This window comes from Vibrio genomosp. F6 (assembly GCF_005146325.1).
GTDB lineage: Bacteria > Pseudomonadota > Gammaproteobacteria > Enterobacterales > Vibrionaceae > Vibrio > Vibrio cortegadensis.
The window spans coordinates 22,649-37,811 of sequence record NZ_SYUT01000022.1; the positions used below are offsets into that span (position 1 = coordinate 22,649).

At 43.1% G+C, this 15,163-nt stretch carries 10 protein-coding genes; 7 read left to right on the plus strand and 3 right to left on the minus strand.

Features of this window, described 5'->3' with window-relative positions; translation table 11 throughout:
• Positions 1–50: 50 nt before the first annotated feature.
• Both FCV43_RS08065 and FCV43_RS08070 read left to right on the plus strand, forming a co-directional pair.
• The gene (locus tag FCV43_RS08065) at positions 51–1,838 is read left to right on the plus strand and encodes a hypothetical protein (protein ID WP_240697139.1); all 1,788 of its coding nucleotides are present in this window, start codon (positions 51–53) and stop codon (positions 1,836–1,838) included.
• Positions 1,835–2,566: a DUF3726 domain-containing protein gene (locus FCV43_RS08070; protein WP_136994790.1), complete on the plus strand. Its 732-nt coding sequence runs from the start codon at positions 1,835–1,837 to the stop codon at positions 2,564–2,566. Before FCV43_RS08065 ends, FCV43_RS08070 begins: the two co-directional genes overlap by 4 nt.
• A gap of 117 nt (positions 2,567–2,683) precedes the next feature.
• Here the strand turns inward: FCV43_RS08070 and FCV43_RS08075 are convergent, their stop codons facing one another.
• Entirely contained in the window at positions 2,684–4,777 is a 2,094-nt protein-coding gene (locus FCV43_RS08075) for a methyl-accepting chemotaxis protein (protein WP_136994792.1), read from the minus strand.
• A 606-nt stretch (positions 4,778–5,383) separates the two neighbouring features.
• Between FCV43_RS08075 and FCV43_RS08080 the strand changes: the two genes are divergently transcribed.
• The 3 genes from FCV43_RS08080 (at position 5,384) to FCV43_RS08090 (ending at position 9,504) form a co-directional block, all read left to right on the plus strand.
• Positions 5,384–7,270, plus strand: coding sequence for a methyl-accepting chemotaxis protein (locus FCV43_RS08080; RefSeq protein WP_136994794.1), 1,887 nt, complete (start codon positions 5,384–5,386; stop codon positions 7,268–7,270).
• Positions 7,271–7,483: 213 nt separating this feature from the next.
• Positions 7,484–7,984 (plus strand): hypothetical protein, encoded by a 501-nt coding sequence (locus tag FCV43_RS08085; RefSeq protein ID WP_017051358.1) that lies wholly within the window; start codon positions 7,484–7,486, stop codon positions 7,982–7,984.
• 14 nt (positions 7,985–7,998) lie between these two features.
• A complete protein-coding gene (locus tag FCV43_RS08090) occupies positions 7,999–9,504 on the plus strand; it encodes a GGDEF domain-containing protein (RefSeq protein ID WP_136994796.1) in 1,506 nt (501 codons plus the stop codon).
• Positions 9,505–9,513: 9 nt separating this feature from the next.
• On the opposite strand, the gene FCV43_RS08095 is transcribed toward FCV43_RS08090, so the two are convergent.
• Complete coding sequence (locus FCV43_RS08095; RefSeq protein WP_170961628.1) at positions 9,514–11,079, minus strand: DHA2 family efflux MFS transporter permease subunit; 1,566 nt, start codon at positions 11,077–11,079, stop codon at positions 9,514–9,516.
• 12 nt (positions 11,080–11,091) lie between these two features.
• Positions 11,092–12,258, minus strand: coding sequence for an HlyD family secretion protein (locus FCV43_RS08100; protein WP_017051361.1), 1,167 nt, complete (start codon positions 12,256–12,258; stop codon positions 11,092–11,094).
• Positions 12,259–12,429: 171 nt separating this feature from the next.
• On the opposite strand from FCV43_RS08100, the gene FCV43_RS08105 reads away from it, so the two are divergent.
• Both FCV43_RS08105 and norR read left to right on the plus strand, forming a co-directional pair.
• Entirely contained in the window at positions 12,430–13,335 is a 906-nt protein-coding gene (locus FCV43_RS08105; protein WP_017051362.1) for a LysR family transcriptional regulator, read from the plus strand.
• Between the two features lie 116 nt (positions 13,336–13,451).
• Entirely contained in the window at positions 13,452–14,987 is a 1,536-nt protein-coding gene (gene norR / locus FCV43_RS08110) for a nitric oxide reductase transcriptional regulator NorR (RefSeq protein ID WP_136994800.1), read from the plus strand.
• Positions 14,988–15,163 lie beyond the last annotated feature (176 nt).

Here is a 15,163-nt window from a genome sequence, read left to right on the forward strand (position 1 = left end):
ACTAACACTCGTATAAATTGACATCTAATAACTAAAAAGTGGTGAGCAACATGGATGCACATCGTTCTACCTACACTGAAGCACAACTGCGAAATGCAGACATCGTTATGGCACCTGAAAGGCTAGGCGCTATGCACCAAACTCGAATCAGTTTTGTCAGAACTATGATTCGTAAAATGGCGAAACAGCAATGGCAAGTCACCAAACACCAATGGCAACTCTGCCCACGAGGTTTTGGTCATGTAGTTTACAAACTGGAGACCCCAAACCATGTCTATCACTTGGTTGTTTTCTGCGATGAAATTGCCGATGAAGAACGTAATGACCGAGTCATAGCAGAGAAATGGGATGTGACTTTTGCGCTAGTCTATGGCGAAGTGGATGTCACGTTATTAGAGCAACTAAGAGCCAATGTTCCACTGCAAGAAGCGGGACGAAACCCAAATAACGTCCTTGTTCTCGCGCGAGCAAACAAAAGTGTTCGAGTGTTTGAACACATTGTCGGCCACCTAGCGAAAGGTGAGCAACCCACCTCACAAGAGTTGGCTGAAGTCGGTTACATTTTACGCACCACTGCGGTTTACGGTAATGGTAAGTTTGGTATTGCTGATTTTAAGATCTTAGAAAATAACCCTGATTTTAATCAATCGTTCAGCGCCCAGATGTGTGCGGTCTATATTCTGCGTGAATTCAGTCTAGATTGGGTTCATTACCTTGCGAAACAGCAAGGCGGCGAGCAAGCCGTTAACTTACATAGAGGCTTGCAGCGCTATCTTGGGGTCGGAAATGCCACTGGCTTAGGCATGGCTCCCTACTTGATTAACCACCCAAGCATTGTCGATCAGTGGATGACTACGCGAGAAACAGCACTCGCTTCGGTACTTGAAAGCAAAACGGATCCTAACAAATCGAGTGAGCTTCAAGCATTGATCCAAAAAGGGATCCTTCACCTTAAACAGGTCATCACCATTAACGAAACACAGCAGAAATTAAATGCAACCGCCGTTGATGATTTAACGCATTTCAATGCTTCAGTCGACGCTTCAATTACTCAATACCAAACGTGGAGCGAACTCGTTAACCACTCACAACAAATGAGTTTAGAAGCTCAAGAAGTACTCATTTCATGCTTGATGGAGATCTACCCTGATCTCGTCGATGACTATCAAGATCTAATGAACTGCAATGAAACCTTATCTTTGCCGAATGGAAAGAAAATACAGGATCTGTTGGCGGTATTAGAAAAGAACTATCGCTGGGCAATTACCACTGACTTTACACAGCCAGAGAATAACTATTGGTTTTGGTATCGCTCTCAAGATAAAGAAGAGCCGAGGCTTGGAATTCGTGGACAAGAACCAGGTGAGGAGCGAGAACTACCATTAGATATTGGTCGTCAGGCGTACCGTCTTTATCATGCATTACTGCAACACGCACCTGAATTGTCTTTAGCAGAGTTTCTTGTTCGACAACCTCAATTTCGAGCGATCTCACGCAGGGTGTGGACTTTAGGACATAAAGCGATGGGTGATATTCAGATGAACGTCCTGCATCAGTCGTCCCTACCAATGCATTTGCTACGCTGTAAATTAGCGGTCTTCGGAGCGACGAAGTTTGATCCAAGATCAGATCGATGGGTACGAGTCACCTTTTACCAAGGTGCGCCATTACTGGATGAAATTCACGATCAAACTCAACAAGACAACTGGATATTTCCGCTACTCCCAAGTGAGCCTCTCGTGAATGAGTCTCTAATAGAGGAAAAGATAGCGACTGACGATTTATCCAGCCCCAGCGCACAGTCTGCTGATCAACAGCATGGAGGAAAAAGCTTATGATCGTCTCTCACAATGAACTCGTCGCGGCGGTCAATAAAGCATTCCTAGGTATGCGTCGCACATGCGGCGAAGCGGACGTTATCGCCAACATGGTTGCTGATTTACAAATGGTCGGGTTACACGGTGTTCGCCATTTCAACAACGCTAGCGATTACATGACGGTGGAGAAAGACTGTCCGGTGGATATTCAAACCATCCCGGAAAGTATCATTAAGGTTAATCTGCATAACTGTAGCCTAGCTTGCCACTTACCCGTGATTATTGATTACGCGATTGAGCAAATGGTTGGCTCTAAAAAGATGACCATAGAGCTAACAAACTGCCATAACCGCTGGTTAGCTTATAGTGAATTAGTCAAACTGGCCGCAAAAGGCATTGCTTGTACTGCAAAATGGAACAATGGTACTAGCCCGAAACACACTCTGTATATTCTTAATCGAGGTTGTGTAACGCCCGAGTTATTTTTGTCCGACTTGATTAAAGGATCGGAAGAGCAGTTCCACGATATGACGATCGAGCTTTCCATTCAGGATTTCGATGTGGCTTACCTTTCAAAGGATTACAGTATCCACATTGACTCCAATGAACTGGCTCAAACTCAAGAGAATGCATGGCAAACGGGTATTTTCGTTGATGACAGCGAGTGGAGCACCTTAAAACAGACGGCCACAGCCATTCTTGTCGAAAATAGTGACCAATCAGTAAAAGGAGCCGGAGAAGTTATCTAAAGCAAATCTATCGGTGGCTGATTTTATCTAAATCGAAATCCGCCGCCGCTTTTTATGATAAAAAACCGCATCAATTTCGATGCGGTTTTTTTGTAACGATGAATTCAATATTCAGATTTAAATCTTAAATTTATTGAGCTCATCATGAAGATCCGTTGCCTTCTCGGTTAACTCACCACTAATTGATACTGATGAGGACATGCTATCCATCACATCGACCGCAGTATCGTTAATAACGACAACATTACGGTTAATCTCTTCTGCTACTAAGCTTTGCTCTTCCGCTGCTGAAGCAATTTGATTATTCATATCATTAATCACATCAATCGCTTGGTTAATTTCAGCCAAAGCTTGTTGTGCCGCTTGTGTCTCTTCTTTTGTATCGACCGCTTGTTGTTGGCTTTGCTGCATCAGCACTACGATTGACTGTGTTTCTTGCTCTAACCTCGCCAACATCGAACGAATTTCTTCTGTCGAAGACTGCGTGCGAGTCGCAAGATTACGCACTTCATCTGCCACAACCGCAAATCCACGTCCCGCTTCACCTGCTCGTGCCGCTTCAATTGCTGCATTCAAGGCTAATAAGTTAGTCTGCTCTGCAATGCCACCAATTTCAGTTAAAATACCTTGAATAGCCGCGCTTGATTCCGCCAAGCTTTGCGTTTGGTGCTGTGCATTATTAACCTGAAGCGCTAAGTCGTCTACCGCTGATGCTGCGTTGTCCATTCGACCCATGCCATTCAAACTGTTACTTTGAACCTGACTTGCTGCTGCCGCTGCTTGAACAGCAGAACTTGCGACTTCTTGTGCTGTTGCACTCATTTCATTAATAGCCGTCGCTAAAGAGTTCACTTCATTAACTTGGATATTCAGTTGATCTTTTGAAGTAGCTGCGCGTTCTTGACCTGCAGTTGCACTTCTGTCCACTTGCTCCGCGGTATCCATCACGGTTCTTAACATACCTTGCATTCGTTCTAGGAAAGTATTGAACCAGAAAGCCAGTTGCGCGGTTTCATCTTTACCTTTCACTTCAATACGGTAAGTTAAATCGCCATCACCTTGAGCCACATCTTTAAAACGCTCGACAAGATTGATCAAGATTTTACCTAATGAGTTAGCAATCACACCCATCACGGTGATACCAACAATAGCTGCAATTAAACCCGCAATAACTCCTTGCTCAATCGCACCTGAATTCTGTTCACTGCTCCAATTCTCAAAAGTCGCAACACTTTGTGTCAGTTTATTGGTCGGCACTGACACCATAACAATCCATGCAGCCCCAGAAGTATCTACTGAAGTAATCGCGTACTCTTGATCGCCAATGGTCAACATGCCAATGTCATTTTGAGTCGCAAGAGACTGGATTTTTGACCAACGAGAATAGAGTTCGCTTGGCACTTTTTTACCGACGTTCACACTATCTCGGCTATTAGCAAGCATTGCCCCTTTCCAAGATGAGATGATAATGCTGCCTTCGCCATCAAATAGGTTTTCAGCCAGTGCTTCACTTTGACCTTGCAGCTCGATCAGCGAGAGATCAAATCCGAGTGAACCAATGATTTTATTATCCAATTTTAAAGGTTGGCTAATGGTCGTGATCAACTCTTTTTTGCCACGAACCGGGTACATGTATGGTTCCATCACAAAAGTATTGCCCGTTTCATAAGGCATTAAGTGCCAATCATCGGTACGTTCGCCATTACTATTCAGCGCGGTGTTGGAGAAGCTTTCCATTGCAACAGCATCAAAACTATTGTTTGAATTGGGAGAAAAGAATGGCGCTAAGTAACCTTTACTATTCATTGCATCGCTTGCGTCTACTTCGGTTTCTAGCGGCCACGTTTTCTCTTCCCACACCATGTAGCCAGCAAAAACTGCTTTATCTTGCGCTTCTAGTGCTGCGGTAAACTGTTTAACGATGGTATCAGCGCCCAATTGAGACTCAGCACTCAATTCAATAATTGAACGAACTTGAGATAGGTTAGCAAGTACAGGGAAAAGTTGGTTGGAAATGATTTTGCCTTGCTCTGATGCCGTTGCCTGCAAATTTGCGATAGTTGCTTCTGTTAGCTGAGTCTTAACCTTTTCTGTTATCTCTTGGTTTACTTTGGTGAATGCATTGGTTGTCATTCCCATCGCAATCAGCAATGTAAATGCCATCGCTAATCCCGCGCTTAGCGCAATACGTGTACGAATACTTTTAAACATGCCGATTGCTTACCCTCTTTTATTGAAACATAACATTGTATTAATGATGTAAAGCCTAAAAATCAGCAGTATATAGAAGATAGATGAACACAATATCTAGAAATATGAACAGAAGATTAACAAGATAGCATTCGTTATGAACAACCGATTCAACTAAGCGAATTCCATCAAAACCAGACACAAAACAAAGCCAAATCGAACAATCAAAACAAGACAGTTAACTCACTGAAACAAAACACTAAAAATAAAATTTACATTTACCCATTGATAGTAATCTTACCTACTAAACGTTATTCATAGCGGTACCATCTCTTCTGTTTTGTCTATCGACCTAACTAAAAAGTATTATGCTATCTGTCAATTACTTGAGTTCTATCAATTTTAAAAACCTGCAAACCACTTCAAAAATAACTGCCGTGTACCTCTTCAGCATTTGAACTAGTTCCTTTATAAATCGCACTTAATTACAGAAACTTAATTCGCATCTATTTAAATGTCGAATATAAGATCTTCATCATTATTTATTTTGAGCTGTGAAATTATAATAATTCAGATTCATGAGCCATAGCATGCTGCTAACTAATACAATTAAAAATAAGAATTATTATGTTTAAAAAACTATCTCTAAAAAACAAGCTAGCCATATCCGCAAGCGCCGCCATCATTTTAGGGGGCGTGTTGGTAGAAGCGTTATCATTTAATGCATCATTAGATCGACTAGATATTGAAGTAGAACAGCGACTAGAAAGTACAACTGCTTCGTACAATCAGTATGTTGCTGACTGGCTGGTGTCAAAAGAGCGAGCACTCAAGTCGCTCACTTCAGAAGCAGACAAAGCCGCGATTGTGGTGCATTTAAAGCAAGTTCGAGATTCTGCTAAGTTTGATAATGTTTTCTTAGCTTACCCTGATGGCTCACAAGCAAACGCCAATGCGGTCGTATTACCACCTGGTAATGATGACCCACGTAAATGGGGCTGGTACACCAATGCCGTCGCAAACCCTTCAAAAGTGTTCATGGATAACCCAACGGTTGCCGCTGCGACAGGGGCTAATGTTGTTTCTCTTGGTAAAGCGCTTGATTTACATGGTCAGCAAGTAGTACTTGGTGCAGATGTAGAGATCACCGATATCCTAAATAGCATGGAAAAGGTCATTCTCCCGGGTGAAGGCTACATGTTCATTGCCAATGATAAAGGCAATATTTTCACTCACCCCAATACTAAATTGCTAAACAAGCCCGTTTCTGAGCTAGGACTTAATTTCCCAACACTTCAACAAGCCGCAAACAGCAATTCAGATATGCAGGTTGAATTGAATGGCGAGCAGTATGTTATCTACGCAAAAAGTATCGAAGGCACGAGCTTGATGACCGTGAGTGTCATTAATTACAACTCTCTCGTTGCTCCACTATTTGATGCGGTATACGGTCAAATTTTAGTGACGGGTATTGTCGTGATCATCTGTACACTACTATTCAACTTGTTATGTAACATTCTATTCCGCCCACTGAACTATGTATCGGAAGCGCTCGCACAGATCGCAAATGGTAGTGGTGATTTGACTCAGCGCATCCATGTTGAAAACGAAGATGAAGTTGGCGAACTGGCACACAATTTCAATACTTTCGTCGCGAGTTTACAAAACCTGATTGGTCACATTCGTCAGCAATCTCACCAATTAACCGATCAGTCAGACCAAAGTGCTAAGCGTGCGAATAGCTCAGTGAATGAGCTTAACCTCCAGCAACAAGAGATCACTATGGTTGCAACCGCCGTTACCGAAATGGCATCTGCTACTCGTGAAATTGCCTCTCATGCTGAACAAACCGCTCAAGCTGCACAAAACTCATCAACGAGTACTAACGAAGGCCACACATTAGTGCTTCACACTAAAGGCTCAATCAATAACCTCGCTAATGAAGTCAGCGAAGCTAGTTCTGTGATCAGCGAGTTACAGCAACATGCACAAGAGATCAATACGGTTCTTTCAACGATTCAAGGCATTGCAGAGCAAACCAACTTACTTGCACTTAATGCTGCGATTGAAGCCGCTCGCGCTGGCGAACAAGGCCGTGGTTTTGCCGTTGTTGCTGATGAAGTTAGAGTGCTTTCTCAACGAACTCACACTTCAACGGAAGAGATCAAATCAACCATCGACACTCTTCAACACACCACAAATCGCGCAGTTTCGTTAATGGAAAGCAGCTCGACTTTAGCAACAAGCTCGGTTGAAGATGCCGATCGTGCGACCCTTGCTCTAGAGGAGATCAGCTCTGCGGTAACATTAATCAGTGACATGGCAACTCAGATCGCTACGGCGGCAGAAGAGCAGACTCATGTAACGGGAGAAATCACGCAGAATGTGACGTCGATTAAAGATGTGACCGATCAGCTTGTTATTGGCTCTGAGGACAGTTTATCGCAGTCAAATGAACTCAAACAACAAGCCATTGAATTGAGTGAAAAAGTAGCAACCTTTAAGCTCTCTTAACGGACGCTTTCATATACATTTATAATGGCGCTCAATGCGCCATTTTTTATGCCGTCATAACACTTTAATGCCCTCGTTCATGCCATATCATGCGTGAGCTCTAGTTGTGGCCGATAAACGTAAGTAAAAAGTGAATTTTTCCTCAAAATTCCCAGCTATTGTCTAGACTTAACTTTATAGCACCCGTTTAGATTGAAAAGCTAAGAGAGCATTATGGCGAGATTTTATCTAATTTTAGCGTTACTCATGTCTGGACATTCCAACGCTACCTCTATCGCTTCATTTCCCGATGATATTGATAGTATGATCTTAGTAAAACAGAGTGTGCTCCCTGGCAACGATGTCGTTCTACCTCCAAACACTGCCCTTTTCGTTCAAGAAACCGTAAAAATGTATAACTGGATTAATAACGGTCAGGGCACCAAGCTCAATATTTTTGTTCCCAAGGAGAGAGTTAAAGCTTACAAGAATCATGGTCCATACCCTGATGGGATCACTGCGGTTGCCATATATGAAGATCAGGACATTGTCTTTGTCACTGAACATCTCGCAGGAGAGGCGATGTATGGGACCTATGATAGAAATGGCAATGACATCAGTTCGCAACATCCATCTTTTGCGACGGAGGTTTGCTACGCTTGCCATCTTGGTCATCAAGACATCTGTATCAATGGCACCTGTGCGGTTCCAATTATCGAAATATTCGATAAATAGCTCTGAGATACACTATGAAAATTGCCATATTTCACTCTATCCGCACCAAAATATTTGCTTCTCATCTGTTGTTGATACTAGTGATCATCGCGAGTTTGACCTATCAGCACCACAAAAATGAGATCAACAATACCGTTAGTATGACAACTGCATTTCATCAAGAGGCAGCCATTCCTCTGATCTCTGACATCAGTACCGCTATTTCCGGCGGCAACTATTCCAATCTACTATTGCCTAAGTTCAAAACACAATTAATGAATACGCCAGATCTGTTGTACCTCAAAATTGTTGGCCGTTCAGATAATAGGAGCATCCCTATCGAGGTACAATTCGATCGCGAAGTGTGCCAAGTATGGCGTTCTCATTTTCCGCTGAACTTCCAACAAAACACTAAAGACAGAATTGAGAGGATTCAAGCACGCTTAGCCACTAACGAAGGGGATAACGTTAAACTCAACTATCTGCTCAATAGAGCTAAAGAAGCGCTCAATACGTTCGAGCTCTCCAACCAACTCGAAGCAAAATACCACTTCGATTTTGATAACAATAACGAGTTCAACACGTCCTATTTTGATAGAGAAAAGAACATTCTATTTCTCTCTCTACCCACAACAAATAGCGCTGGTGGACGAGTTGACATGGTCTACGATATAAGTTCGATTAAGAAAGTGGAGCACGTCATATTATTCGATGCTCTGTCCGAGTTATTCGTCGCTTTAGCCATTGCTTTACCTGCTCTTGGTTTGCTCTCCTTTCACATCTCCGCACCATTGAAATCACTCTCAAAATGTATGAAGCGTGATATTAAAGATATCGATACAACAAAAATCCCAGAACAGAATCGACATGATGAGATCGGTGAACTCTCTACCGAATTCACGCACCTGATTAAGAAAATGGCCATTCACACCAAAGAGCTTGAATACCTGACTCGTAATGACCCATTAACAGGATTACTGAATCGACGTTCATTCAATTCACTACTGGCTGAGATTCAAGTTAAAAATCGATCAAAGTACATCGCTATTATGTATGTCGATATCGATCACTTTAAAAAGTACAACGACACTTATGGGCACAACCTAGGCGATATTGCACTACAAAAAGTGGCCCAAGTATTAAGTGACAATACGGTCGATGAGAACGAAAAGGCATTTAGAGTCGGAGGCGAAGAGTTTGTGGTGACGCTCAATATTAGCAATCTTGAGCAAGCGATTACTCGAAGCGAAAAGATCCGCAAAATGGTGCACGAATTAGAGATTGAACATAAAACGAGCCCAACAGAAAAGGTCATCACCATTTCTGCTGGGGTTTGCATCTATACAAAACAAGATTTGCTCAACACAACAATAGAAGATGTGGTTGATTACGTTGACCATGTTCAATATCAAGCAAAACACAACGGTCGAAACCAGATCATCATTTGTGATAAATACATATCAAACCAAACTAACCGTTCTAACTTCGCTCAACTAGAAAACAATTATCACGACGATGGACTGCCTCCAACACACCCATAATTTTTTGATTTAATTCTCTTTCCTGACAAGTAACATCACCGCGGCAAGAGACAAGAATGCCGTCATCACCACAAAAATATCGTTGTACGCCATGATCCGACCATTTTGATACATGGTCGACATCAGCATTGAGTTTGCTTGCAAGTTCGCCGTCACAGGGTCACTTCCTGAACCAATAAAAAATTGAGCTTGTTGCTGTAAGTAATACCATGCATCAGAACTAACACTCGGCAGGCTGCTCTGAACGTGTGCTAAATGTTCTCTAGCCTTGTTATCAAGTAACGTTGCGATGATCGCAATACCAAACGCACCACCCAAATTACGCATGATATTCGTTAGCGTCGAAGCGTCCGGTACGCTAGGTTTCGGAACGCCTTGCATCGCCACCATTGACAAAGACACCATCATAAATGGGCTACCAACCGCTCTAATGAGCATTGATACGACCAATTGGTCATGCCCAAAATCAGCCGTCATGTGGGTATTCATCCAACAGCTTAACGCAAACATGCCAAAACCGAACGCCGCTAAATATTTGGGTTTTATGAACTTCAACACTTTAGGCACAAAGGGGAAAATCAATAACTGAGGAAACCCCATCCACATCAGTACTTCACCAATCTCAAGCGCGTTGTAATGCTGGATTTCCGTCAAATACAGTGGGATCACATAAATCGATCCCATCAATCCCATCCCCAAAATCAAATAGGTAAAGCATGCCATTGCAAAACGTTGATTCCCCAACAAACGCAGGTTCACTAATGGATCTTTTCGATACAATTCATTAATGATGAAATAGGTAATACAGACGACCGCAATAACTGAAAGCGCAGTGATGAAGGTTGAACTGAACCACTCTTCTCGGCTTCCCTCTTCTAGAACGACTTCGAGACAGCCAAGTCCTACTCCCATCAACAAAATACCAGCCCAATCAGCATTGCGAAGAGATTCGATATTAATTTTTTCATCATCTAGACCAAACCTCACCATCGCAATCACCGCAATAGCAGGGATCAAGTTGATATAGAAGATGAAGTGCCATGAGAAGTTTTCGGTTAACCAACCACCAAGCGTCGGCCCAATGGAAGGCGCAAACGTCGCGGTAATACCGAACAAGGTCATACCAAGCGCACGTTTATGCAATGGTAGTAATTGCACCACCAGCGAAAACGCGAGCGGTATTAGTGCTCCACCACTGAACCCTTGTATAGCTCGAAATGCGATCATTGAGGGCATATTCCAAGCAAAAGAACAGAGCAGTGAAGACAAACCAAAGATCACGGTTGTACCTGTAAGGTAGCGGCGTTTGCCTAAGGTTTTAGACAACCAACCACTAAGCGGAATCGCCACCATTTCGGCAACTAAATAAGAAGTCGCAATCCACGAACTTTCATCGAGTGTTGCAGACAGTGCGCCTTGAATATCTTTGAGCGATGAGTTGGTGATCTGGATATCCAAAATCGCCATGAATGAACCTAGCATACCGCCCATCAGTGCAATCCAGCTACGTAAAGAAACTTCAGAGCTTGTTTCTTTCGGCTTTACTGATTCGACTTGTGTATTTGAAGCAACCATTTCAGCCATGATTTAGCCTCTTGGCTCTAATGCAATATCACTACTTTCTGCCGCCAACTCACTCTCATTTTCGTTGCGGATATCATGCGTATCGACCGTAACGACGGCTGATAAACCTGGAATAATTTGCTGCGCAGCCAGTGTTTGATCATCAAAGTGGATTTTCACCGGAACGCGTTGAACTATTTTTGTAAAATTACCCGTCGCATTCTCAGGAGGTAGCAGTGCAAATTGAGCCCCAGTAGCAGGAGAAAAGCTTTCTAATGTGCCTGTTATCTCGCGATTTGGAAACGCATCTAGCTCGATATTCACTTTTTGTCCCGGCTGCATTTTAGCCAGCTGAGTCTCTTTGAAGTTCGCTTCCACCCAAACATCCGACGTTGGCACTAAACTTATTAGCGGCATACCAGGTTGAATGAATAACCCTTCCCTTACGCTACGTCTACCCACAATGCCATCGACTGGCGCTACGATTTTGGTATAGCTTAAATTCAGCTCCGCTTGATCCAATTCCGTTTGAGCTTCTGCCACTGATGCTTGTGCTTGCACAATTTGGCTATCAATGACATTCAGCTTTTCTTGTTCAGCAATATAGTGTGACTGCGCTTCTTCTAATTGTGCTTTGGAGACTTTCAAATGAGCAAAAGCATTATCCACTTCATCTTGTGACGAATACTGTTTCTTGAGCAGGCTTTGACTACGTTGAAGCAGTTGCTGTGAGCGTTCTAAATCTGCTTGAGCTGAATCAACTTCACTTTTAGTTTGAATAATGACTCGTTGCTGCAATCGATGCTGCGCTTGAGAATATTCAACCGATGCAAGTTGGACTTGTAAGTTGGCTAAAGACTGAGATTTTTTAACCTGAAACTCACGATCATCAATCTTTGCCAGTAGCGTTCCCGATGTCACGAACTGATTGTCATCGACCAAAGTTTCGACGACGTAGCCTGAAACCTTGGCACTGATATTAGTGATATTGGCTTTTACGTAAGCATTATCTGTCGATTGGAAATATTGCCCATATCCGAACCAATAACCTGATGCAAGTAAACCTAAAGATACGAATATCATCGTCGCAATGATAGCCGCTTTAGGCTTCTTTCTAGGGGTAAGTTCAAGTGATGGTGCGGTTTGTAACGGTTGAGATGTTGCCTGATTAGTGGGATGTTCTGTGGCCAATGTTGTGTACCTTGTATTATAGAGCGATGAAATGTTGACTCAATAATGAAGCGGCTGAAAGTGATGAGCAGCCATTTCTATGAGAAGCCCTATTTTATACAAAAAACATTATTTGATTAGATAGGATAAAAAGGAAATACTGTCCTAATAATCTTACTAATAGAATGTATTATGGACTTAAATGCCGTCGCTATTTTTGCGAAAGTCGTTGAATCTGGAAGTTTTACCCTTGCGTCAGAGAGCCTAAAACTCACCAAATCTACCGTAAGCCGCAAGGTTTTAGAGCTAGAGAATCAACTGGGGGTGAAATTATTAGTCCGTACCACTCGCCATTTAGCGACAACCGCAGAGGGGCAAACCTTTTATCAGTCTTGCTCTGAGATGTTGTCGATCATGGAAAGTGCAGAGCAAGAGATCTGCGAAAGCCAATCCACGATTCGCGGGCATATCAACATCGCCATGCCCATTGAACTCGGCCACCAAATGCTGATGCCTTATATAGACGCTTTCTTGTTACGCTACCCAGAAGTGACCATTAATCTTGATCTGACCAATCGCCATATTGATTTAATCGCAGATGGTGTAGACCTGCATTGTCAGATAGGTGAACCCAAGCTCTCCAATAATGTGGCTCGGCTTTTTTACTCTTCAAATCAACAACTGGTGGCTAGCCCGAATTACTTAAAACAACACCCTAAGATCCATCACCCACACGATTTACGCACCAACCACAAGCGGGTGAAACTATCACGCCCTCAGTTAGAATCATTGTGGATGTTTAGCAATGGTGAGCAGCAAATTACAGTAGAACTCCCTCATCAACTCAGTGTGAACACCATTACGTCATCGCTCACCGCAACCATTGATGGGCTCGGTGTGTCGGTTCTACCTGAATACCTCTGCCGACCGCATATTCAAAGTGGAAAATTGACGCGACTGCTTCCAGAGTGGTCTATCCCGACGGTTGGGATCAGCTTTGTCTATCCAGAAAGAAAACTCATGCCTAAGCGATTAAGAGTGCTGCTCGATTTCTTACTCAGTGAGTTATCACAGCGAGATATTCATCCTAAAGATTGATCCCGCAGTGGGCGTGTTTAGGTAAAAAGTACATCAAGCAAGCTAGATCAAATCAAAACGTTTGATGTGTTTTTTACAACGAACTGATATTGTGTGCGTTCAATACGGAGCGCACCATGAAACTTTCTACTGAAAACGTCTTACTTCAAATCGCTTTAGACCTAAGCTCAAATCTGGCGAGCGATAAACATTACCAACGCTTAATTGACTCACTTCATCAAGTATTTCCTTGCGATGCCAGTGCTCTTTTCGTTTTAGACCAAGAAGATTTTCTTAAGCCCGTGGCCGTAAAGGGGCTCTCTCAAACCGTGCTTGGTCGACGCTTCTTCCCCAAAGCGCACCCACGTTTAGCGGCGATTATTGACAGCCAACATCCAGTCCGATTTGCTGCCAATAGCGACCTACCCGATCCTTTCGACGGCTTGCTCCTCAATGAATCGACTCACATTGATGTGCATGACTGTTTAGGGTGCAGTTTATATGTCGAAAACAAGCTTGTCGGTGTGCTCACTCTCGATGCTTTGGAAGTGGGCGCGTTCGATAAAATTGACAATATTACCATTGAAACTTTCGCGGCTTTGGCTGCGGCAACGCTCAGAAATCGAGCTCAATTTGATGCGCTAAAAGCCAAGAATAAACAGCAAAAATCAATCACGACAGCCTTGATTCAGCAAGCTCGTAGCATACAAGGTGAAATGGTTGGGATCAGCCCACAAATCCAAAAATTACGAAGCAATATTTCGATGGTCGCCCACTCCGATTACGCGGTGTTAATCAGTGGCGAAACAGGGGTGGGTAAAGAGCTCGTAGCCCATGCAGTCCATGAGCAGTCACAGCGAAATGACAAACCAATGATCTACGTAAACTGTGCAGCGCTACCCGAAACATTGGCGGAAAGCGAGCTATTTGGTCATGTAAAAGGCGCGTATACCGGGGCCAATTCACAGCGAGCGGGTAAGTTTGAGCTTGCTGATGGCGGCACGATTTTTCTTGATGAAATTGGAGAACTACCACTATTGATTCAAGCCAAATTACTGCGAGTGATCCAACAAGGTGAAGTACAGCGCGTAGGTAGCGATAAAAATGTTCTCGTCGACGTTCGTTTGATTGCTGCAACGAACAGGAATCTTGAATATGAAGTCGATCAAGGTAACTTCAGAGCCGACCTTTTCCATCGTCTGAATGTATTTCCTATTCATATCCCACCACTGCGTGAGCGCGACGGAGATATTCCCGTATTAGCGGGGCATTTACTGGATAAGGTTCGCAGTCAATTTAATGTTCCAAACCTACACATTCATCCTAAAACACTCATGCATTTAGAACAGGTTGCTTGGCCCGGAAATGTACGAGAGTTAGAGCATACTTTAATGCGAGCGGCGCTAAGAACCATTCAGCACAACGAACACATCATTACTTTGCAGCACTTTGTTGATGAACTAGAAATCAAGCCGAGTGTAGAAATGACATCAAACATATTCCCTGCTGAGAGCCAGCCAATGCGGGAATTAGTCGAATCGTACCAAAAACAATTGATTGAGCACGCTTTAGCCGAATCGAACGGGGTCTGGGCAAAAGCAGCAGAGTTCCTGCAAATGGATCGTGGAAATTTATATCGAATGGGTAAAAAGCTCGATATAACAAAAACATAGGAACAATTTAAATTGATGTGTTTTTTACAACAGATGCGATGTAAAAAACACATCAACCCTCTTAAGATAAAAATACAAAACCCTTCAAAAACAACAGGTTAACTTCTGGCACAGTCTGTGCAATAACGCTCGGTAATTATATTCGATTTCAGCAACGAACTGAGATCGCAACACTA